Here is a 22,112-nt window from a genome sequence, read left to right as displayed (position 1 = left end):
TCCCTTCAACAAGTGGCATGGGCTACCTGAATGCTATTCGGCAGCCAACAACTGCTGTGCCACTTCACAGAGTTCTTTATACCACGCTTCGCCAAAGCGACGTGTCAACGGGCCTTCGAGGAAACGATAGACAGGAAGTTGCAACTCGTTTCCTTTCTTCACCGCATCTTTACACACCGCCCAACGGTTGTAGTTCAGTCCTACGAGCCCACTGGAGAATCGTTTCTCGCGAATGGGATAGAGTGCACAACTGATGGGTTTACAGAATTTCGCCTTACCATTGCGATAGGCACGCTCCAGTGCACAGAGGCAACATCCGTTGTCGTAACAAGTAAACACGCAGTCTTTTCCGCCAACGATACTCGTCACCAAGTCGCCATCGGGATCGCTGTAAGCCACCCCCTGACGGTCAATTACGGCTTGCGCCGATGCCGAAAGGTCTTCCCAAACGGTATCGAGACTGTCCTCAATAGCCATCACTTCATCGGTAGTGACCGGTGCACCGGCATCACCTTCCACGCAACAGATACCCTTACAGGCATCAAGGTCGCAACAAAAACACTCTGTCAATATGTCCGACGACACCAGTATGCCGTCAATATCTATAATAGGTGGTATCTTCATCATTTATCTATTTTCGGGTTTACCATACGATAGGTTGCTGTCCATGTTCGGTCAGATAGGCATTGCAACGCGAGAACTGATGTTGTCCGAACCATCCGCCGCGGTTGGCGCTAAGTGGAGAAGGATGAACAGACTCCAATACGAGATTGCGCTGCTTATCTATCATATAAGCCTTGCCGCGCGCAAATCCGCCCCACAACATATAGACCACGCCCTCGCGTTCGGTAGCCAGTGCACGGATGGCAGCGTCGGTAAACTGTTGCCAACCAAAGGCAGCATGACTATTGGCTTGGTGCGCACGCACGGTAAGTGTGGCATTGAGCAGCAACACACCCTGTTGTGCCCATCGCGTCAGATCGCCCGAAAAAGGCATATCCGTACCCAAATCATCGTGAATCTCCTTAAAGATATTCTGCAATGAGGGAGGGAAACGCACACCGTCGAGCACCGAGAAGCTCAGTCCATGAGCCTGTCCTGGCTCGTGATACGGGTCCTGGCCGAGAATGACCACCTTCACTTTGTCGAACGGACAAAGGTTGAAGGCATTGAATATCAGTCGTCCTGGGGGAAAACATGAATACTGGCTGTACTCCATGCGCACCGTTTGGGTGAGTTGTTGAAAATAGGGTTTGTCAAATTCCGGCTTCAACCGTTGCGCCCATGATGGTTCTATCTCTACGTTCATTGCTTGTTCTGCATTTATGCCCGATAGGTCGTGCGGTTGAATCGTGGTGCTGACAAGATGTCATCCTATCGTTTCAGTCCCTGTTCAGCCCATCGGTCAGGGTGTATATTTCTGGCTGCGAAGTTACGCAAAATATTTCATAATGCCAAATCAGCATCTTTGTTTCTTAGTCTGCCAGCCTCGCTTTTCCGATGCTCGCAACCGCCGTGACGGTCGTCAGTGCGTGGTGTTGATGGGCTTCAGTCAGCAACTTTTCTGTTGCTGAAAATTCGCTAATATACAAGCTTTTATTTCGCAGCATGAAAAGACAGCGATTTTTCATGGTCTGAAGATATGATATAAATCACTCTCCTACTGCATTTTACAACATCAAAAACGTCATACAGATCAGCAAATCAATTTGAATTGCTCAGCAAATCAATTTGTTTTCCTCAGCAAATCAATTTGTTTTCCTCAGCAAACCAATTTACTTTGCAGAGCGATGTGGCTTTCAAATGGATCATCTATAAAAGACAAAGAGCACAAAACCCATAGGGCTTTGCACTCTTCGGAATGTTTTATACTTGATATAGATTAGTCTTCTATCAGGTTTTCACCCGTCATATCGGCAGGCTTCTCCAGTCCCATAATGTGGAGGATAGATGGAGCAACGTCAGCCAGACGACCGTCTTTCACGGTAGCGCTGTTGTTGTTGGTCACATAGATGAATGGAACGGGATTGAGTGAGTGTGCTGTGTTTGGTGTGCCATCGGGGTTGATAGCATTGTCAGCATTACCATGGTCGGCAATAATGATAGCCTCGTAGTCGTTGGCTTTAGCAGCCTCAATCACGTCTTTCACGCAGTGGTCAACAGCCCATACTGCCTTAGCGATAGCGTTGTAAACACCGGTATGACCCACCATGTCGCCATTGGCGAAGTTTACCACGATGAAATCATACTTGTTTTCATTGATGGCTGCCACCAATTTATCCTTCACCTCGTAGGCACTCATCTCTGGCTTGAGGTCGTAAGTAGCCACTTTAGGAGATGGCACGAGTATGCGGTCCTCACCTTCGTAAGGTTGCTCGCGTCCGCCGTTAAAGAAGAATGTCACGTGTGCATACTTCTCTGTCTCTGCAGTGTGCAACTGTTTCTTACCTTGGCGAGAGAGATATTCGCCGAGTGTATCTTCCACATTCTCTTTAGGGAAGAGGATGTGTACACCCTGGAACGATGCATCGTATGGAGTCATGCAGTAGTATTGCAGATTCTTCACGGTCTGCATACCCTGTTCGGGCATATCCTGCTGGGTGAGCACAACGGTAAGTTCCTTAGCGCGGTCGTTGCGGAAGTTGATGAAGATAACCACATCGCCCTCTTCAATCACACCGTTGACGCTACTGTTGTGGATAGGTTTGATAAATTCGTCGGTCACGCCCTCATCGTATGACTCCTGCATGGCAGCCACCATGTCAGCCGACTGTTTGCCTTCGCCCTTCACAATCAGGTCGTAAGCCTCTTTCACACGTTCCCAACGCTTGTCACGGTCCATGGCATAGAAGCGTCCCACGATGTCGGCAATGGCAGCATCATTGTCTGCACACACCTTGGTGAGTTGCTCAATGAATCCCTTACCGCTCTTCGGGTCGGTATCGCGACCATCCATAAAGCAGTGGATGAAGGTCTGATTCTTCAGTCCGTATGCTTTTCCCACTTCAATGAGTTTAAACAAATGATCGAGGCTTGAGTGTACGCCGCCATTTGATGTCAATCCCATGAGGTGGAGCTTTTTACCGTTTTCCTTGGCATAGGTATAAGCTGCCTTTACCTGTGCGTTGTCCATGATAGAGCCATCTTTGCATGCACGGTTAATCTTTACGAGGTCTTGATATACCACGCGTCCTGCTCCGATATTGAGGTGTCCCACCTCAGAGTTACCCATTTGTCCGTCGGGCAGACCTACATCTTCGCCTGAAGCAGCGAGTTGTGAGTGTGCCGAAACGGCTGTCAGATAGTCAAGATACGGTGTTGGTGTGTTGTAGATTACGTCACCTTTACCATGTTTGCCGATTCCCCATCCGTCGAGAATCATCAATAATGCTTTCTTTGCCATAATATTATCTGTTTTCTTATACCTTATTTATATAGACTGCAAAGGTACGAATAAGTGAGAGAAATACAAAAGGAAAACTCGTTTTTCTTTTGTATTTCCGAACGCAAGTACCTTCGACGCGTAGCACCAGAGGTACGAATAAGCGAGAGAAATACAAAGAAAAAATTCGATTTTTCTTTTATTTCCGAGCGAGAGTACCATTGAAGCAACACGCTAAATCTTACATATAAGACTTGAAGATGCCCCTAAGACATCGTTTTTGTCGTTTTTCCCCCTTCAAGTGATTACATTTCGTCCTTTCGTGCATCATTATATAAAGCAACTACTAAGACAATATTATGGATACAAAACAACTGCAACTCATCGCCGAGCAAAACCGCAAACGACTCGTCGAGGTGGTGTATGCCGCCAAAGCGGGACATATTGGAGGCGACCTGTCATGCCTCAACGTGATGACGGCACTCTATTTCCATGTCATGAACGGACTCAATCCAAAAGATCCGAAAGCACCCCTACGCGACAGATTCGTACTCAGCAAGGGGCATTGCGTGGAATCACTTTATGTCACGCTGGAGGCTAAAGGCTATCTGAAACCCGAAGTTCTCGACACCTTAGGACAATTCGGTTCCATTCTCAGTGGTCACCCCACCATCGAAGTACCAGGTATCGAGGTCAACTCAGGAGCACTCGGCCATGGACTGTCCATCGGCGTGGGCATGGCTATCGCTGCAAAAATGGACCAACAGCCATGGCGCACCTATGTCATGATGGGCGATGGTGAACAGGGCGAAGGGTCTATCTACGAGGCGGCAATGGCTGCCAATCGCTATCATCTCGACAATCTCGTGGCAATCATAGACCGCAATCACCTGCAGATCAGTGGCAACACAGAGGATGTAATGCCTATCGACAATATCCACGACAGATGGACTGCCTTCGGTTGGGACGTCATTTTGATGAACGGTGACAGTATGGATGACATCATACGCACCTTCGACAACATCGACTATAACAACGGAAAGCCTCATCTCCTCGTATCAGACACTACGAAAGGTAAGGGGGTCAGCTTCATGGAGGGCATTGCCAAATGGCACCACGGCGTGCTCAATGCCGAACAGTGTGAGGCTGCTGTGGCTGAAATACAACAGCGTATAGACGCCCTCAAGAGTTGATTTCTATATAATTAACGCATTAAACCATCAGATATGATTGCTTGCAGAAAGATGTTTACCGATACGTTGCTCGAACTGGCACGTAAGGACAAAGATATTATAGCCGTTACCACCGATGCACGTGGTTCGGTCACACTGGGCGACTATGCTACCGCATTGCCCCAACAGTTTGTGGAATGTGGCATCGCCGAACAGGATGCCGTGGGTATTTCGGCTGGACTTGCACACAGTGGAAAGAAGGTATTCTGCTGCGGACCGGCATGCTTCTATGTGGCACGATCACTCGAACAGGTGAAAGTGGATTTGGCGTATAGCGAGAATCCTGTGACCATTCTCGGTGTTAGCGGCGGCGTGGCATACGGTGCACTCGGTGCTACCCACCATTCGCTCCACGATATTGCCGTGTTGCGCACATTCCCTGGCATGACCATTTGTCTGCCCAGCGACTGGCGAGTGACTCGCAAACTGGTCAACACACTGGTCGATTTCCAACAACCGTGTTATGTACGGGTGGGACGTGCGGCTGTGCCCGACGTCTATGCCAACGATAATTTCGATTTTGAAGTGGGCAAAGCCATCACCGTACTCGATGGTTCCGATCTCACCATCATAGCCACTGGCGAAACTGTCTATCATGCCTGGCAGGCTGGACTGCAACTCAAAGCACAGGGCATCAGCGCCCGTGTGCTCGATTGCTCATGGCTGAAACCATTCGACGAAGCTGCCATTCGACGCGCAGCTGCAGAGACTGGACGCATCATCACCGTTGAAGAACACAGCCAATATGGTGGATTGGGTGCCATGGTCTGCGAAACATTATCAGAAAATCCTGTTCCGGTGCGCATCATCGGCATTCCCGACGAGAACGTAGTACACGGTTCCAACACCGAAATATTCCATCACTACGGACTCGATGCCGCAGGCATAGTGAAGAAAACTCTCGATTTCATCCGTAAATAACAACCATCATGAGCCAGCGTATCATAGCCATCGACCAAAGCACTTCATCGACCAAAGCACTGCTGTTCGACGATCAGTGCCGACTGTTGGCACGCACCAACGTGGATCACCAACAGTACTATCCACAGACAGGATGGGTGGAACACGATGCCGAAGAAATATACCGCAACATGGTAGAGGCTATCCACCAACTGGTGGGTGACGAGGCAAAGACCAGCCAACACACCTACTCTATCGCTATTACCAATCAGCGAGAGACGGCTGTGGTATGGAATAAAACGACCGGACACCCCATCGCCAATGCCGTAGTATGGCAGGACACACGCGGTATAGACTGTTGCAACGACCTGCGCCAACGGGGCATGACCGAGATGGTGATGCAACGCAGCGGACTACTCATCGACCCAAACTTCTCGGCAAGTGGTGTGAAATGGTTGCTCGACCATATCGACGGGGCTCGGCAACAAGCCGAAGCGGGACTCTTGCTGATGGGAACCATCGACACATGGCTCGTGTGGCGGCTCACCCAAGGCAAGGTATTTGCCACCGATCATACTAACGCATCACGCACCATGCTATTCAATATCCATACCATGGACTGGGACGACGAACTGCTCCGACTGTTCAATATTCCACGAACAATGATGCCGGAGGTGCGCCCATGCGATGCTTGTTATGGCGAAACAACCGTGGAAGGCATCTTCACTTCGCCCATCAAGATTGCAGGAGTACTCGGCGACTCTCACGGTGCACTGGTGGGACAGATGTGTTTCAATACCGGACAGGGAAAAGTGACCTATGGCACAGGGTCGAGCGTGATGGTCAACATCGGAGAAAATCCGTTGCCGGCACCACAAGGACTCGTCACCAGTGTGGCATTCACAGCATTGGGACGCACCTTCTATGGCTACGAGGGAAACATTTACAGCACAGGAGCCACACTCAAATGGATGGCTGACCAACTGCAACTCGTAGATCATCCGGCTGAAATGGAAGCCATCGCCACGTCGGTAGATAATAACGGTGGAGTCTATATCGTACCGGCTTTTGCAGGTTTGGGCGCTCCATGGTGGAACAGCCAAGTGAAAGGTGCGGTCTTCGGACTGACCTTTGCTGCCACAAAAGCCCATGTGGTGAGGGCAGCACTTGAGTCTATTGCCTATCAAGTGAAGGACTTGGCTGACGTTATGGCACAAGCCACGGGGGGCGCACTCACTGAGATATGTGCCGATGGTGGACCTACGAGAAACGCTTTCCTCATGCAGTTTCAAGCCGATATGCTGCGAACTCCCATCGTTTGCACCGAGGTGGAAGATGCTTCGGCACTGGGAGCTGTAGTGATGAATGGGTTTGCACGCCAACTGTGGAACAGTTTCGACAAGGTCGCATCACTACGAAAAGTGACGCGCACGGTATTGCCTCACCACACAACAGAACACGACAGACTCTATGGCGAATGGCGAAAGGCTGTCGGACAACTCTGCAAATAAGAATTACTAAACTAAAACCACTACTATATGAGAAATGGAAAAACATGCTTTGGAGTGATTATTGGCACACGAGCATACTTCAATTCAGAACTGGCACGCGATGTTCGCAAACAATTACTGGCTACTCTCGATGCCAATGGTTATGAATATGTCATCCTTCCAGAGGATGCTACACCCACAGGAAGCAGTAGCATTGAAACACGCGAAGACGGTCTGAAGGTGTCAAAACAGTTTCGCGAACACCGCGACGAGATAGATGGTATCATCGTTTCACTGCCAAACTTCGGTTTTGAAATCGGTATCATCAATGCCATCAGCGATGCTGATCTCAACGTGCCCGTCATGGTTCAAGCCTGCGACGATGATAACGATAAAGTGGATTTGGATAGCAGACGCGATGCGTTCTGCGGTAAAATATCGGTTTGCAACAACCTCTATCAGTATGGCATCCCCTTTACCGACACCTCGCTGCATACTTATTCCATCTACAGTCCACTACTCTTACAGGACATCAACCGCTTTGCTGCCATCTGCCGCGTGGTCAACGGACTGCGACACTGCCGTATCGGACAGATTGGTACACGTCCCTTAGGATTCAATACATGCCGCGCCAGCGAGAAACTCCTACAGCGTTCAGGCATTACCGTAGTGCCTGCCGACCTCTCGGAAATTCTCTTTGCGGCACAACGCATCAGCGATGACGACCCGAAATTCAAAGCCATGTGCGACCGCATACGCCACTATGCTGAAGTGCCTGAGGCTTACAACAGCAAACTGGCACTGCAAGTGAAGTTTGGAGTGGCAGTGGAAAACTGGATTGCTGACAACGATGTGCAGGCTGTTGCCATTCAGTGTTGGGATTCGCTGGAGCAGAATTATGGTTGTGCAGCGTGCGTCACCATGTCAATGCTCAGCGACAAACTCATTCCTGCGGCTTGCGAAACAGACTTGGCTGGCGCTGTATCGATGTATGCACTCAGTCTGGCATCAGGACAAGCTCCTGCCCTGCTCGACTGGAACAACAATTTTGCCGACGACCGCAATAAGTGTGTATGTACCCACTGCGGTAACTTCCCACGCTCGTTTATCGGCAACGACCAACTCCGGCTCGGTCCTCTCGGTGTGCTCGGACGCACCTTGGGCAAGATCAACACCTTTGGTGCGGTCTATGCGAAAGTGTCGAAGGGCGACTTCACCTTTTTCCGACTTTCCACCGACGATACCAAGGGCTGCATCAAAACCTATCTGGGCAAGGGCGAACTGACCGACGATCCCTACGGAATGGACGGTTGCATCGCTGTAACAAAGGTAGATAACCTGCAAAAACTGATGAAATACATCTGCAAAAACGGTTTCGAACACCACGTTGCCATGTGTCGCACAGATGTTGTTGATATTCTGCAAGAGGCCATCGAGACCTATCTCGGATGGAACATCTACGTCCACGAATAAGAGAGACATACGGGAACCTCCTACCATACATCATGTCCGCAGCATCCCTGCGGACATTTTATTTTTTAGGGAAACACTATCGGAAATTTGCGAATATGACAGAAATATCGTAATTTTGTAGGCAATATACAACTATAACAATTACGATAATAACCAAAATTCCAATAACATCTATGAAGAAAAGAACACTGATGACAGGTATTGCAATTGCCATGACGGCTGCATCAATGACGGCGCAGCCCAAACTAACTGCTGACAACATCGACGAAATCATTAAAGCCATGACGTTGGAAGAAAAGGCACAACTGCTGGTAGGCGGCGGCAACGACGGCTTCGTGGGTAGTGGTGCCATGTTGGGACACCAGAAGAAATTCGTACCTGGAGCGGCTGGTTACACCGTAGCCATACCACGACTGGGCATTCCATCGACAGTACAATGCGACGGTCCTGCCGGCGTACATATCGATGCACACCGTGAGGGCGATAGTAAAAACTATTTCGCTACGGGATTCCCCATCGGCACTTGTCTCGCTTCCACATGGAATACCGACCTCGTAGAACAGGTGGGACAAGCCATCGGCAACGAGACTCTGGAATACGGATGTGATGTGATTCTGGGTCCTGGCCTCAACCTTCACCGCAATCCGCTATGCGGACGCAACTTCGAATACTATTCAGAAGATCCTATCGTGACGGGACTCATCGGTACTGCCTTCGTCAAAGGTGTGCAGAGTCAGGGCGTTGGTGTCAGTGCAAAGCACTATGTTGCCAACTCACAAGAAACTGACCGCACCCGTGTGGATGAGCGCGTCAGCCCACGTGCACTGCGAGAACTCTATCTGAAAGGATTTGAGATGGTGGTGCGCCGCAGCAATCCTTGGACCATCATGTCGGCTTACAACAAAGTGAATGGACACTATGCACAAGGCAGCAAAGACCTCCTTACCAAGGTGCTCCGCGAGGATTGGGGCTATAAAGGTATTGTAGAAACCGACTGGATTGGCAAGCGCAAAGACCTTCCCGTAGAAACAGAGGTGGCTGCCGGCAACGATTTGATGATGCCGGGATTCCCTGCTCAGGTGGAAGATATCGTGGCTGCGGTGAAAGCCGGACGTCTCGATGTGGCTGATGTAGATCGCAATGTACGCCGCATGCTGGAATATATCGTGAAAACACCACGCTTCAAAGGTTATAAATTCAGTAGCGAACCCGATCTCAAAGCTCATGCTGCCATCACCAGACAAAGTAGCACTGAGGGTATGGTACTGCTGAAAAACGACAATACACTGCCTATACGTTCGCTGAAAACAGTAGCGCTGTTTGGTGTCAGCTCCTACAACTTCATGTCGGGTGGTCTCGGTAGCGGCTGTGTCAACGTAGGATATTCTGTCGATATGGTAACAGGACTGAAGAATATCGGCGTCAACACCACACCACAACTGACGGAGATTTACCAGAGCTATGTGAAGTATGCCAAGGCAAAACTTGAAGCTGACAAGAATCCGATGATGTGGTTCCTCAATCAGGGACAGCCCAAATACGATGAAATAGAGATTACTGAGCGTTGTGTAGCCCATGAAGAACCATTGGCTGATGCGGCTATTATCACCATCGGACGCCAAGCTGGCGAGGGAATGGACCGCAACATCAACGGCGAGTTTAATCTCACCAAGGACGAGCAAGACATGATTTTCCGCGTTTCAGATGCTTTCCACGCTAAAAACAAAAAGGTTATTGTCATCATCAACTCTGGTTCTGTCATGGAAACTGCCAGTTGGCGCGACCGTGTAGATGCCATTCTCGTGGCTTGGCAACCGGGTATTGAGGGTGGAAACTCTGTGGCTGACATTCTTACAGGTAAGGTAAATCCTTCTGGACGCCTCACCATGACATGGCCCATCGCTGCCACCGACCATCCTTCAACTGCCAATTTCCCACAAGACTACGATATGTACACCTATAAAAATATGGAGGGAAGTGGTCATGTGAAGAATGTGGATTACACGAACCACGAGGAAGATATCTACGTGGGTTACCGCTATTTCGACACATTCAACAAGCGGGTGGCTTATCCTTTCGGTTTCGGTCTGAGCTACACCACTTTCGAACTCACCAAACCGGTAGTGAAACTCAACGGCAACACCATCAATGTGAGCATCAATGTGAAAAACACGGGTGACGTTGCTGGTAAGCAGGTGGCTCAGGTCTATGTGAAAGCACCTAAAGGCAACTATGAGAAACCAACTCGCGAGTTGAAGGCTTTCGGCAAAACCAAAGAGTTGAAGCCAGGCGAGAGTCAGACCCTCACCATGCAAATTGACAAGCGCGACTTGGCAAGCTACGATGAAGCTGGATGCCAATGGAAAGTTGATGCTGGCGTTTATACCTTCCAAATCGGTACTGATGTAGAGACCATCAAGGCTTCTGCCACATTGAAACTCACAGAATATACTGAGAAAACAACCGATGCTCTGCCACTGCAACAACCCATGAACCTGTTGAAACAACAATAAAGCAAATGAAAAAAAAACTATTCACACTACTTACTCTGACCGTCTTCACCCTATCTTCATGGGCTGAAGACGGCCATCGTTTATGGTTGCCGGCACAGAAAAGCCAAACAGCACACGTGAGCACCAATGCACAATCGGCAACGATAGACTTGGCAAAACAAGAACTTACCGACTATTTCGCTGGTACAAAGGCAACATTACTCATCGACCCTGCCCTTACAGACGACGAGGGTTTTACCATCAATGGCAATGAAGACAGTGTCGTGGTACGTGCCCGACGCGACATCGGTCTGCTCTATGGCGCTTACGACGTACTGCGTCGTCAAGCCATACAAGGCAACATGAACCACGTGGAACAGCACCCAAGGTTTCGTTTGAGAATGCTCAACCACTGGGACAATCTTGACGGAAGCATCGAACGTGGCTATGCAGGAGAGAGTATCTTCGAGTGGTTCCACCTCGATGAAGCATTGCTTCATCAGTATGCACGCGCCAATGCCTCTATCGGCATCAATGGTTCGGTGCTCAACAATGTCAACGCTTCGCCTAAGATGCTGACGCGTGAATACCTCGACGAGGTCAGAAAGATTGCCGATCTGTTGCGCCCTTACGGCATTCGCGTCTATCTCTCTATCAATTTCGCCACACCAATGGCACTTGGCGATACACGCACCGCTGATCCAAAAAACAAGCGTGTGCGTCAATGGTGGAAGCGAAAGGCAAAGGAAATCTACAGTATCATCCCCGACTTCGGCGGTTTCTTGGTGAAAGCCAACAGTGAAGGACAACCCGGACCGGGCGACTATCATCGCACACATGCCGAAGGTGCCAATATGTTGGCTGATGCTTTAGCACCTTTCAACGGTACCGTCATCTGGCGTTGCTTCGTCTATGGCGCTAACCATAAAGGGGAAGACCGCGTGAAACAGGCGGTGTCGGAGTTTAAACCGCTCGACGGTAAGTTCCGCGAAAACGTCATTCTGCAAACCAAAAACGGTCCGCTCGACTTCCAACCACGTGAACCTTACAGTCCTGTATTCGATCAGATTAGCGAGACGCCCAATATGGCTGAACTGCAAATCACACAGGAATACACTGGTCAGTCACACCATCTGGTCTATCTCGGTCCTATGTGGAAAGAGTTTTTCCAGTATGTGGAACCCGAATGGCTGGCGGGCATTTCAGGCGTAGCCAATATCGGCAAGGACCGCAACTGGTGTGGTCACCATTTCTCGCAAGCCAACTGGTATGCTTTCGGACGTTTGGCATGGGATCCATCACTATCGTCTGAGGATATTGCCAAAGAATGGTTGGGACAAACTTTCAGTACCGATGAGAATTTCGTCTATATGATGTCAACCATCATGGAAGAGAGTCGTGAGACCTGTGTCGATTACATGATGCCATTGGGCTTACACCATATCTTCAAGTTCGACCACCATTATGGTCCAGAACCCGATGGCTTCAAGGCTGAATATCCATTGGAATGGTGCCCGGTATATTATCATCAGGCTGACGCCAACGGCATTGGTTTCGACCGTTCGTCTAAGGGTACCGATGCTGTGAGCCAGTATCGCGAACCCTATGCGTCGATGTACGATAAGTTGGAGACCTGTCCGGAGAATCTCCTGCTGTGGTTCCATCATGTGCCTTGGACTTATCAAATGAAAGACGGAAGCACCCTGTGGGAGTCGCTGCAGTATCACTACAACCAAGGTGTCATCAATGTAGAGACCTATCATAACATCTGGCACAACAAGATGCGCCATTATGTTGATGAACAGCGATGGCGCGAAGTGGATGATCGCTTGGAAGATCAGCTACAGAATGCACGTGAATGGCGCGATGTTTGCTTGAAGTATTTCGGTGGATTCGCAAATAAAAAACAATAGTATATGAAGATTCTATTCTCCTTTATATTATTCTTAGGTCTGCTGTCGCCTGTTCATGCACAGCAGAAAAACGATTTCTTCATGCTCGGCGGAGAGCTCAGCAACTCGGCAACCACATCGGTTGCCGACATAGACAAGGTCATGCCTCGCATGAAAGCCCTTGGACTGAACACCGTACTGGCGCCCATCTACTGGGAATTTCTTGAACCACAAGAGGGAAAGTTCGACTTTACACTCTTGGACCGCACTATCGACCAAGCACGTGAGAATCAGTTGCAACTCGTATTATTGTGGTTTGGAGCATGGAAAAACTCCATGTCGTGTTACGCACCACTATGGTTCAAAGAAGACACCAAACGTTTCCCTCGCGCCACAACAGCCGATAGCAAACCATTGGAAATTGCCAGTTGCTTCTCCGAAGAGGTGTTCCAAGCAGACCGCCGTGCCTTCGAAGCACTGCTCAAACGAGTGGAAGAACGGGGCAAGGATGTGGTCATCATGATTCAAGTGGAGAATGAAATAGGTATATTGGAAGATGCTCGCGACCATGCACCATTGGCAGAACGCGAATGGCAAAAGCCTGTGCCCGACGAATTGATAAGTTATCTGAAGAAACACCAGAAGTCGCTCCACCCTTGGTTGACGAATCGTCTCAACCTCAAGGAACGCACATGGAATGGCATGTTTGGCACCGATGTCTATGCCGACGAGGTCTTTATGGCTTACAACTATGCGAAATATGTAGGCAGACTATGTGAGGCTGGCAGAAAAATCACGCAACTGCCGTTCTATGTCAATGCTGCCATGAACAGCCGAGGACGTCTGCCGGGACAATATCCTTCGGCAGGACCGCTCGCCCACCTCATCGACCTCTGGCATGCTGGAGCTCCACAACTGTTGTTGCTGGCTCCCGACATCTACGACACGGGCTTCAAGGGTTGGGCAAGTCAATATGCGCTTGCCAACAATCGTCTGTTTATTCCCGAAACGCGTTGCTGCGTCAACAGTGGTGTGCGCGCCATGTATGCCTTCGGCGAGCATCAGGCATTGGGATTTTCACCCTTTGCCATCGACCAAGCCAGTAAGGCAGAAACCAATGGCATCAGCAAGTCGTACGACCTCTTACGCCAGTTGCGCCCCTTGATGAACAAACCTTCGTGGGGACTGCTCTTCGACCAAGAGGACAAAGAGCGCATCATCAACGATAAAGGCACGATGATTACCGCGCGCCATTACTACACCTTACCTTGGGACGCTCGTGCCACCGATGGTTCAATATGGCCCGAAGGTGGTGCTATGATCATCCGTTTGGCAGCCAACGAATATCTGTTGGCGGGTTCTGGCATCGTCGTGAGCTTTGCCACCGAATACGAGAAGAACCGCGAAGAACAGAAAACGCTGGGTGAAGATGGTTTTGCCTTGGCTGGTCAACAGACCGCCAAACAACAAAAAGGTCGTTTCACTGGCAAGCGCAAAGGTATCGGTTTTGTGGATGAGGTAACTATTGCTTCCGATGGAAGCCTACAGTTCTTGCGCCGCCACAATGGCGACCAAGACCATCAGGGCCGTCACGCTCGCATCTCGTGCGACGATTGGAAGATTCTCCACATCCGTCTTTACGACTACTAATCGCCAATCGTTAACATCACATCTCGATAATAAAGCAGCGAAGGCAAAGTGAAAATTCAATTTCACTATGCTTTCGCTGCTCTATAATATCTATATGGCATTCAACTTATCCACGCGAATAAGTTATTGCCAATCGGCTTGCGTTCCCCATGCCGCCTCTATTTTGTTTTCTATCGAATCAGGCAATTCATAGAAGAAATCATGGCCTGTCAACGCTTCAACTTGATCTACCGAACAAGCATAGCGAAACATACTTCCCTTGCAATCACTGTTAGGAACAACAAAGCCGATGGCTTGCCATTTACCGTTGCGCTGCATACAAACCACCTTGAAGAATCGTTCCGGAACAGCCACACCGTTTCTACCGATGCGCTCTGGACGTTTGCCCATGATAGGACCAGTACAGATAAAAATCTCAGTCTCTTTTACCAACTGCCTGCATTTGCGCTCCACATGTTCCCATACACCACCATTCATGGCTTGCACCTGCGGACACACATTACTCAGATAAAAGCTCTCGTTCATCGCCCGCTCACTCCATTTCATATCGGCAGCAGGAGCCATGTGACCACGACTATACCCAGAATGCGTATAATCACTATGTTCTGCCGAACGCCCCTTCACCTGTGGATCGGGTTCAAACTGGCGTTTAGGACGTTTCACGATACCAGCCACCTTCCTTGGATTCAGACTATACGCCACCCAGTTGGGGATAAGCCAATCCGAGTTCCAACAAGTCAAATAGCCAAAGTGACGTATCTCCTGCGCCTTCACTCCCTTGGCAGTACGCGTCAGGGTATATGTAAGTTCCTCCCTTGACATAGCCCTTTGCTTGTCAGGAGGCAGAGAAGCCATCGTAGCTTTCAGCGCTTTACGCTCTTGATGCAGATTACCTCCCATAAGTGGGCGGCTGGCAGAGCGCGGTTGTTGGTCACTACCGGGCAGTCGCTTGATACAAGATGACCACGACATTGCCGTCAGCAGCATGATTGTCACCGTCACCGCCATCAGCCTCATTCCATGATTATTCTTTGTCTTCATCATTGTTGGAGTTTAAAGGTATTGCAGCATTTCGTCATACGATTCGCAGATATAATCGGCACCGGCTTGCTCCATCTCAGGACGATCACCATAACCAAAGAGCACACCCATGGAATCGAGTCCACAGACCTTCGCCCCTTCAATATCGAAACGGCGGTCGCCTATCATCAACACCTCATGGAGGTTGGTAATCTGCAACTGTTTCAGTCCGTCATTGATCACGTCCGCCTTGGTGTGGAGCAGTCCTTCATCATCTCTGCCAAACACTTTATCTATATAAGGAGATAGTTCTGGAAAGATCTCCTTCACGACGATATCCGCCTGAAAGCGCATCTTACTCGTGGCAATAGCGGTGGTATAACCCCTGCGTTTCACTTCACGCAGGAAATCGAGCACACCGGGATAGAGTTCCTCTTCATACATACCGATGGCAGCATGGCGTTCGCGATAGACCTCGACGGCCTCAGCAGCCTGTTCTGGAGTGAAGCCGTAGAAATCTATAAACGAGTCTTCGAGTGGCGGACCCACAAAGGGTCGCAACGTACGGTAGTCGGCAACCTCAATGCCGAAATGGTTGAGTGCATGTTCGGCACTGCGCATAATACCTTCGCCACTATCCACCAAGGTTCCGTCAAGGTCGAATAGCAGCGTGGTGTATTGTTGTTTCATCTTTTAGTGTATCGTTGTCGTTGATGGTGTGAAAGGGTTGTTCGTTCGGTCTGAGATATTATTCCATACCATAGAACGCAGTGAAAGCCTTCACGCAGTATTCATGGTCGGCAACACTTCCGGTCTCCCTGCAACTGTGCATAGCGAGGATGGCATTGCCCATATCCACTCCCTTCACAGGAATGCTCGATGCCAGGATATTGCCGAGCGTACTTCCTCCTGCCACATCACTATGGTTCACAAAGCGTTGGCAAGGCACTCCTGCCTCCTGACAGATGCTGGCGAAGATAGAAGCCGACACCGCATCGCTGGCATATTTCTGCGCTGCATTAAACTTAATGACGGGACCACCGCCCAGTTTAGGATGATTGGTGGGGTCGAATTTCTCACTGTAGTTAGGATGCCAAGCGTGTGCATTATCTGCAGAAATCATAAACGCACGCTCCACTGCCTGGTAGTATGCTTCCTCGCTACCGCTTTGTGCCAGGGCAATGCGCTTCAACATATAAGATAGGAACGGACTGCCCGCACCCTGTTTGGTCTGCGATCCCGTCTCTTCGTTGTCGAAGATGGCAAGTACCTGCGTGGTCGTGGTGGGTTGTGATGCCAGCAAAGCCTCAAGGCCGGCATAACACATCGACAGGTCGTCGAGCCTGCCAGAGGAGATAAACTCATCGTGTGCACCGAAAGTGCAGGCAGGTGTGATGTCAGCCAGATAGAGGTCGAAGTCGAGAATATCGCTGGCTTTCACTCCGTCGAGTGCTTCCACAATGATATTCATCAGCAGATTGCCACGTTCCAACTCATTGTTGATGATGCCAAGGATAGGCAGCACATCTTTCTGTTTGCTCAGTTTCACGCCGTCGTTCACCTGTCTGTTGAAGTGGATGGCGAGATTACTAATCTGCAACAGAGGCCGTTTGATATGCAAAAGCCGAGTCTGTGGGTGCATCGCATCCTCACCTTTCACTATCACGCGACCCGCAAGAGTCAGCGGACGGTCAAACCATGTGGACATGATAGGTCCACCATACACCTCAGTATTGAGTTTCACGATACCGCCTTCACAGTCCATCTCAGCATTCGGTTTGATGCGGAAGGTCGGTGAATCGCTATGCGCACAAATCATGTGGAAGCCCCGATCAGCCATCGGCATACTTCCGATTTGGAAGGCAAAGACCGCAGAATCGTTCTTAGTGACATAGAATCTGTCGCCAGCCACCAGTTTTCCCAGTGGTTTCTTAGGATTGATACGGCGGAAGCCATGACGTTCGAGTTCATCGGCAATGTTCTTCACAGCCAGGAAATTCACTGGCGAAGCATCGAGAAAGGATAATAATCGTTGAATCATAATACTTCGTTTTTTTAGTTTATGTCACAAAATTACAAATAAAATCTGTAATGTCACACATCTCTCGCGAAATTCTTTCGTTCATCAGCCATCATACACGGAACCGAAATCCACAGAGCATACAGATTTGTACAGATTTTCCATATTTACTATATCTCCGTAGTTTCATAATTCCAAGAATCCGTTTAGATTCTGTTTAAATTCCGATGATAAAAACCTCTCCGATGGCGAAAAAACAACAATACTGTTTTGAGGATTGAAAAAAAATGTTTAGCTTTGCAATTGCAAGGCTCACCAACAACCGAAAAGAACTATGGACTATCAGCCTATATTAGACAAAATAAGGAAGGAAATAGAGGTATATGCACACGAAGGAAAACAAGCCGACTACATCCCGGCACTAGCTCGTGTCAACCCCGACCAGTTTGGCTTATGCCTCAACACGCTCGATGGTAAGACCTACCGCTTAGGAGACTCCGCCACGAAGTTCTCTATACAAAGTATCTCGAAAGTATTCTCCCTCGCCATTGCCCTGAGCATCATGGGTAAAGACCTATGGCAGCGCATGGCGAAAGAACCTTCTGGGTCTGCCTTCAACTCATTGGTGCAGTTGGAGTATGAGCACGGCATTCCTCGCAACCCCTTCATCAATGCAGGAGCTCTGGTCTCTGCCGATGTGTTGCTCTCCAATCTTGACGATCCCGAAGCATTCTACCTGAATTTCGTGCGCACCATCAGCGGCAACCCCACCATAGACTATTCCGACGAGGTGGCGCAGTCTGAGCAGAGTTGCAGTTACCTCAATGCCTCGATAGCCTACCTGTTGAAGCATCACGGCAATCTGCACAACGATGTCAACCAAGTGCTGCACCTCTATTGCAGGATGTGTTCGTTGGAGATGAGTTGTGAGGATCTCTCACGCGCCTTCATGGCATTTGCCAAGAGCAACGAACCCTTCTCCCATGCAGGTGTCAATCTCACCATATCGAGAGTGAAGCGCATCAATGCCATCATGCAAACCTGTGGTTTCTATGACGAGGCTGGCGAGTTCTCCTTTCTGGTCGGTTTACCTGGCAAGAGTGGTGTTGGCGGAGGCATTGTTGCCATCTATCCTTCCCGCTATTCCATTGCCGTATGGAGTCCACGCCTCAACGCCAAAGGAAATTCTATCATGGGCATGAAAGCCCTCGAACTTTTCACCTCGGAAACCGAGGAATCTATATTCTAACCCCAATCGATCATTGGGACTGAATAGGTAGGTACATAGGAGGGAAAGACAAGATACAAACGACACAACTTCTTTACAACGATGAATACAGCTTTAGAAACTCTCAAGTCATATTATGGTTACGATTCCTTCCGTCCTTTACAGGAAGAAATCATCAATCACGTGCTGCAACACAAGGACGCACTGGTACTCATGCCCACTGGAGGTGGAAAATCCATCTGCTTTCAGATACCTGCCTTGATGATGGAGGGCACAGCCATAGTAGTCTCCCCACTCATCTCGCTGATGAAAGATCAAGTGGAAACGCTGGTAGCCAACGGTATTGCAGCGGAGGCACTGAATAGCGCAAACGACGAGATTGCCAATCGGCAAATTACTGAAAGGTGTCTGCGAGGTGAAATAAAGCTGCTGTACATCTCGCCCGAACGACTCATCACGGAATTGGGATGGATGAAAACCATGCTGAAAGTCTCTCTCTTTGCTATCGACGAAGCACACTGTATCTCACAATGGGGTCACGACTTCAGACCAGAGTATAGTCAGTTGGGCAATCTGCACGAACTGTTTCCTGATGTTCCCATAATGGCACTTACGGCTACTGCCGACAAAATTACGCGATCCGACATTATAGAACAGTTACGTCTGCAAAATGCCGAAACCTTTATCAGTTCATTCGACCGGCCTAATCTGAGTCTGGATGTCAGAAGGGGATACTCTGCCAAAGAGAAGCTACGCACAATAACCAATCTGATTCAGCGTCATCAGGGCGATAGCGGCATTATCTATTGTCTGGCAAAGAAGACCACCGAGACTGTTGCAGAGAAACTCAGGAAAGAAGGTTTTTCCGTTGGTGTTTATCATGCAGGGTTACCCACCGACGAACGCAATCGAATACAAGAGGACTTCATCAACGATCGCATCCAGGTGGTTTGTGCTACTGTTGCATTCGGTATGGGCATCAATAAGAGCAACGTGCGCTTCATTGTCCACTACAATCTGCCCAAAACTATAGAGAACTACTATCAGGAGATTGGACGTGGCGGACGTGACGGTCTGCCTTGCGAGACTGTCTTGTTCTACAACTTGCAGGATATTATCACGCTACGCCATTTCGCAGAGGAAAGCGGACAACGCGAAATCAACACCGAAAAACTACAACGCATGCAGGAATATGCCGAAGCACAAATATGTCGCCGACGCATTCTGTTGAACTATTTTGGAGAAACAAGCGACATGAACTGTTGCAACTGTGACGTCTGCCAGACTCCACCAACGACATTCGACGGTACAGAACTGGTACAAAAGGCGCTTTCTGCCATTATCAGAACCGATGAGCAAATAGGATTCACGCTCACCATAGACATCTTGCACGGAAACTTCTCGCCGGAACTCGTGTCACGTGGTTATAACCAAATCAAGACCTTTGCAGCCGGCAGAGATGTTCCTGTAAGAGACTGGCGCGACTATCTGCTTCAGATGTTGCAAATGGGATATATAGAGATTGCCTACAACGAAGACAACCATCTACACGTCACTCCACTCGGACAGGATGTGCTTCACGGAAAAGCCAAAGTGCAATTGGTAGTTGTCAGTAGGGAGGCTCGCACAAGAGGTCGTCAGAAACAGACTGCTGAAGAGGCAACGACAGCAGCATCTGCAACAACAGAGCACATGGAACTGTTTGAACAACTGAAAACGCTGAGAAAGGAAATTGCCAATGAGAACAACTATCCTACGTATGTCGTGATGTCCGACAAGTCTCTCCATGCCCTGGCCACAGATATGCCCACAACACTATCAGCATTCGGCAACACCTATGGCATCGGTGAACACAAATGCAATACTTACGGCGAACGGTTTATCGAACTAATCCAACAATATGTATCAGCACATCAGAAGTCTCAGACTCCAGACGTTTCTGTCACGCCCGAAACACCTGCAGAACCCAAAGAAAAGAAAAAGAAAATCAAAAACCAGATTACCATAAAAGGAGTCTGCTACAATATCGACCTTGATATCTGGGAGTCAATAGACTGGCGAAAGGTGCTGAAAGAGATCACAACGAGAGCATATTGGAATTATCAAAACGCCCTTGAAATTCCATTAAGTGACTATGTAGTTCCAGGCACAGAGCATCAGGATCGGATTATCGCTACCCTATGCCAGTTGCTGAAGGAAGCCTACAACATGAACGTTGATGAGCAGACTCACAAAGTGATAATACCTCAAAAATACGATTACGACCAAGACGGACAAGCAGTACCGTTCCCCACAGGATCATTCTATGAAATACTTTCCCGCTTCCGTCTCTTTGTCATCCAAAACAAGCGTTATCCTTTCATGGATGGCGATCGCAATGAGATTGAATTGCGAAAATGGTTCAGAGAAGTGGGTCACGGACTCGTCACACTTACCGACGAGCAAAAGATTCTGTTCGACAATCTAAGTTCCGAATTTGCCGACATGCCCAAAACCAAGAGTCAATTAGAAAAGAAACCATCGGATGTTTAGGCGCTGCACGAAGGACAGCAATTCTTCCCATGTAGGTAGAAAGACTGAGGCAACCCTTTTATATGTTATATAATTCAAGTTTCGCAACTGAGGGAATTGATTGAAGTTAAAGAACGTTTTCGTTAAGCCAAATGAGCAGAATAAAGCTCGCTTTAATTCTGTCATGGCGAGAAAACGAAGGGTGAAACCCAACGTTTTCGTTAAGCCAGATGAGCAGACCCGAGCTCGTTCGAGGTCTGCCATGGCGAGAAAAGGTGCCATAAAATGGAACGTTTTCGTTAAGCCAAATGAGCAGAATAAAGCTCGCTTTAATTCTGTCATGGCGAGAAAAGGTGCCATAAAATGGAAGTTATCACTCCCTACGGTCGTTCGGGAAGTTAAGAGACAATAGCCTTTTGCCGTAAGACGTAGGACATTTGTCCCTTAACTTCTCTCTAACTTCCCTTAACTTCCCCACATGCGAAAGTTCAGTTATATAATAGGTACGCGCATGTATGCACGTGCACACGCGATGTCGCAAAATTTCGACCACTCGACCACCAATTCAGCATAACACGCTATGTGTATGCTGTTTACGTGGGTGGTCGATTACGCTGACTTGCGGTATTCGACCACCCTTCGACCACCAGGTCCTCTACCGTTGCCATCACAGAAACAGCCCAACCGCAATAGCCGCCAATACACGATTTTGTATGTTCTGATGTCCGGCAACACCCTTGTCAAACGTAGGACAAAACTATTGCATAATATTTGACGTCACTCTTTTCCGATAGTTGAAACAACTTTTTTGCTTGGTTTGAA

14 protein-coding genes and 1 pseudogene are annotated in these 22,112 nt (G+C 48.9%); 9 read left to right on the top strand and 6 right to left on the bottom strand.

Annotated features, from left to right (window positions below; genetic code table 11):
• Positions 1 to 33: 33 nt before the first annotated feature.
• The 3 genes from CIK96_RS03920 to gpmI form a co-directional block, all read right to left on the bottom strand.
• A complete protein-coding gene (locus tag CIK96_RS03920) occupies positions 34 to 627 on the bottom strand; it encodes a DUF3109 family protein (RefSeq protein WP_094391731.1) in 594 nt (197 codons plus the stop codon).
• Positions 628 to 643: 16 nt separating this feature from the next.
• On the bottom strand, positions 644 to 1,309 hold the full coding sequence (locus CIK96_RS03915; RefSeq protein WP_094391730.1) for a uracil-DNA glycosylase: 666 nt from the start codon (positions 1,307 to 1,309) through the stop codon (positions 644 to 646).
• Positions 1,310 to 1,882: 573 nt separating this feature from the next.
• Positions 1,883 to 3,403 (bottom strand): 2,3-bisphosphoglycerate-independent phosphoglycerate mutase, encoded by a 1,521-nt coding sequence (gene gpmI, locus CIK96_RS03910; protein ID WP_094391729.1) that lies wholly within the window; start codon positions 3,401 to 3,403, stop codon positions 1,883 to 1,885.
• A 338-nt stretch (positions 3,404 to 3,741) separates the two neighbouring features.
• Here gpmI and CIK96_RS03905 point away from each other — a divergent pair, with 338 nt between their 5' ends.
• From CIK96_RS03905 to CIK96_RS03875, 7 genes are all read left to right on the top strand, one after another.
• Entirely contained in the window at positions 3,742 to 4,575 is an 834-nt protein-coding gene (locus CIK96_RS03905; RefSeq protein ID WP_094391728.1) for a transketolase, read from the top strand.
• 33 nt (positions 4,576 to 4,608) lie between these two features.
• On the top strand, positions 4,609 to 5,535 hold the full coding sequence (locus CIK96_RS03900; RefSeq protein ID WP_094434667.1) for a transketolase family protein: 927 nt from the start codon (positions 4,609 to 4,611) through the stop codon (positions 5,533 to 5,535).
• Between the two features lie 8 nt (positions 5,536 to 5,543).
• The gene (locus CIK96_RS03895) at positions 5,544 to 7,025 is read left to right on the top strand and encodes a glycerol kinase GlpK (RefSeq protein ID WP_094439765.1); all 1,482 of its coding nucleotides are present in this window, start codon (positions 5,544 to 5,546) and stop codon (positions 7,023 to 7,025) included.
• Between the two features lie 27 nt (positions 7,026 to 7,052).
• Entirely contained in the window at positions 7,053 to 8,477 is a 1,425-nt protein-coding gene (locus CIK96_RS03890) for an L-fucose/L-arabinose isomerase family protein (protein ID WP_094391725.1), read from the top strand.
• A 173-nt stretch (positions 8,478 to 8,650) separates the two neighbouring features.
• Positions 8,651 to 10,990: a glycoside hydrolase family 3 protein gene (locus CIK96_RS03885; protein ID WP_094439763.1), complete on the top strand. Its 2,340-nt coding sequence runs from the start codon at positions 8,651 to 8,653 to the stop codon at positions 10,988 to 10,990.
• A gap of 5 nt (positions 10,991 to 10,995) precedes the next feature.
• Positions 10,996 to 12,882 carry an alpha-glucuronidase gene (locus CIK96_RS03880; protein ID WP_094439761.1) on the top strand — a complete coding sequence of 629 codons (1,887 nt, stop codon included), beginning with the start codon at positions 10,996 to 10,998 and terminating at the stop codon, positions 12,880 to 12,882.
• 3 nt (positions 12,883 to 12,885) lie between these two features.
• Positions 12,886 to 14,511 (top strand): DUF5597 domain-containing protein, encoded by a 1,626-nt coding sequence (locus CIK96_RS03875; protein WP_094439759.1) that lies wholly within the window; start codon positions 12,886 to 12,888, stop codon positions 14,509 to 14,511.
• Positions 14,512 to 14,634: 123 nt separating this feature from the next.
• On the opposite strand, the gene CIK96_RS03870 is transcribed toward CIK96_RS03875, so the two are convergent.
• The 3 genes from CIK96_RS03870 to CIK96_RS03860 are packed head-to-tail and all read right to left on the bottom strand — an operon-like array spanning position 14,635 to position 17,572.
• Positions 14,635 to 15,555 (bottom strand): DNA/RNA non-specific endonuclease, encoded by a 921-nt coding sequence (locus tag CIK96_RS03870; RefSeq protein WP_094439757.1) that lies wholly within the window; start codon positions 15,553 to 15,555, stop codon positions 14,635 to 14,637.
• A gap of 9 nt (positions 15,556 to 15,564) precedes the next feature.
• Entirely contained in the window at positions 15,565 to 16,221 is a 657-nt protein-coding gene (locus CIK96_RS03865) for an HAD hydrolase-like protein (RefSeq protein WP_094439756.1), read from the bottom strand.
• A 58-nt stretch (positions 16,222 to 16,279) separates the two neighbouring features.
• A complete protein-coding gene (locus CIK96_RS03860; RefSeq protein ID WP_094439754.1) occupies positions 16,280 to 17,572 on the bottom strand; it encodes a M18 family aminopeptidase in 1,293 nt (430 codons plus the stop codon).
• A 313-nt stretch (positions 17,573 to 17,885) separates the two neighbouring features.
• Between CIK96_RS03860 and CIK96_RS03855 the strand changes: the two genes are divergently transcribed.
• Both CIK96_RS03855 and recQ read left to right on the top strand, forming a co-directional pair.
• Positions 17,886 to 18,800: a glutaminase gene (locus CIK96_RS03855; protein WP_094439752.1), complete on the top strand. Its 915-nt coding sequence runs from the start codon at positions 17,886 to 17,888 to the stop codon at positions 18,798 to 18,800.
• A gap of 81 nt (positions 18,801 to 18,881) precedes the next feature.
• Positions 18,882 to 20,684: pseudogene (gene recQ / locus CIK96_RS03850) on the top strand (DNA helicase RecQ); the annotation flags it as partial.
• Between the last annotated feature and the right edge of the window lie 1,428 nt (positions 20,685 to 22,112).

Origin of the sequence: Prevotella sp. P4-98 (genome assembly GCF_002251405.1) — a bacterium.
Taxonomy (GTDB): Bacteria; Bacteroidota; Bacteroidia; order Bacteroidales; family Bacteroidaceae; genus Prevotella.
The sequence above is the reverse complement of the archived record's forward strand: the minus strand, read 5'-3'. Positions and strand labels throughout refer to the sequence as shown.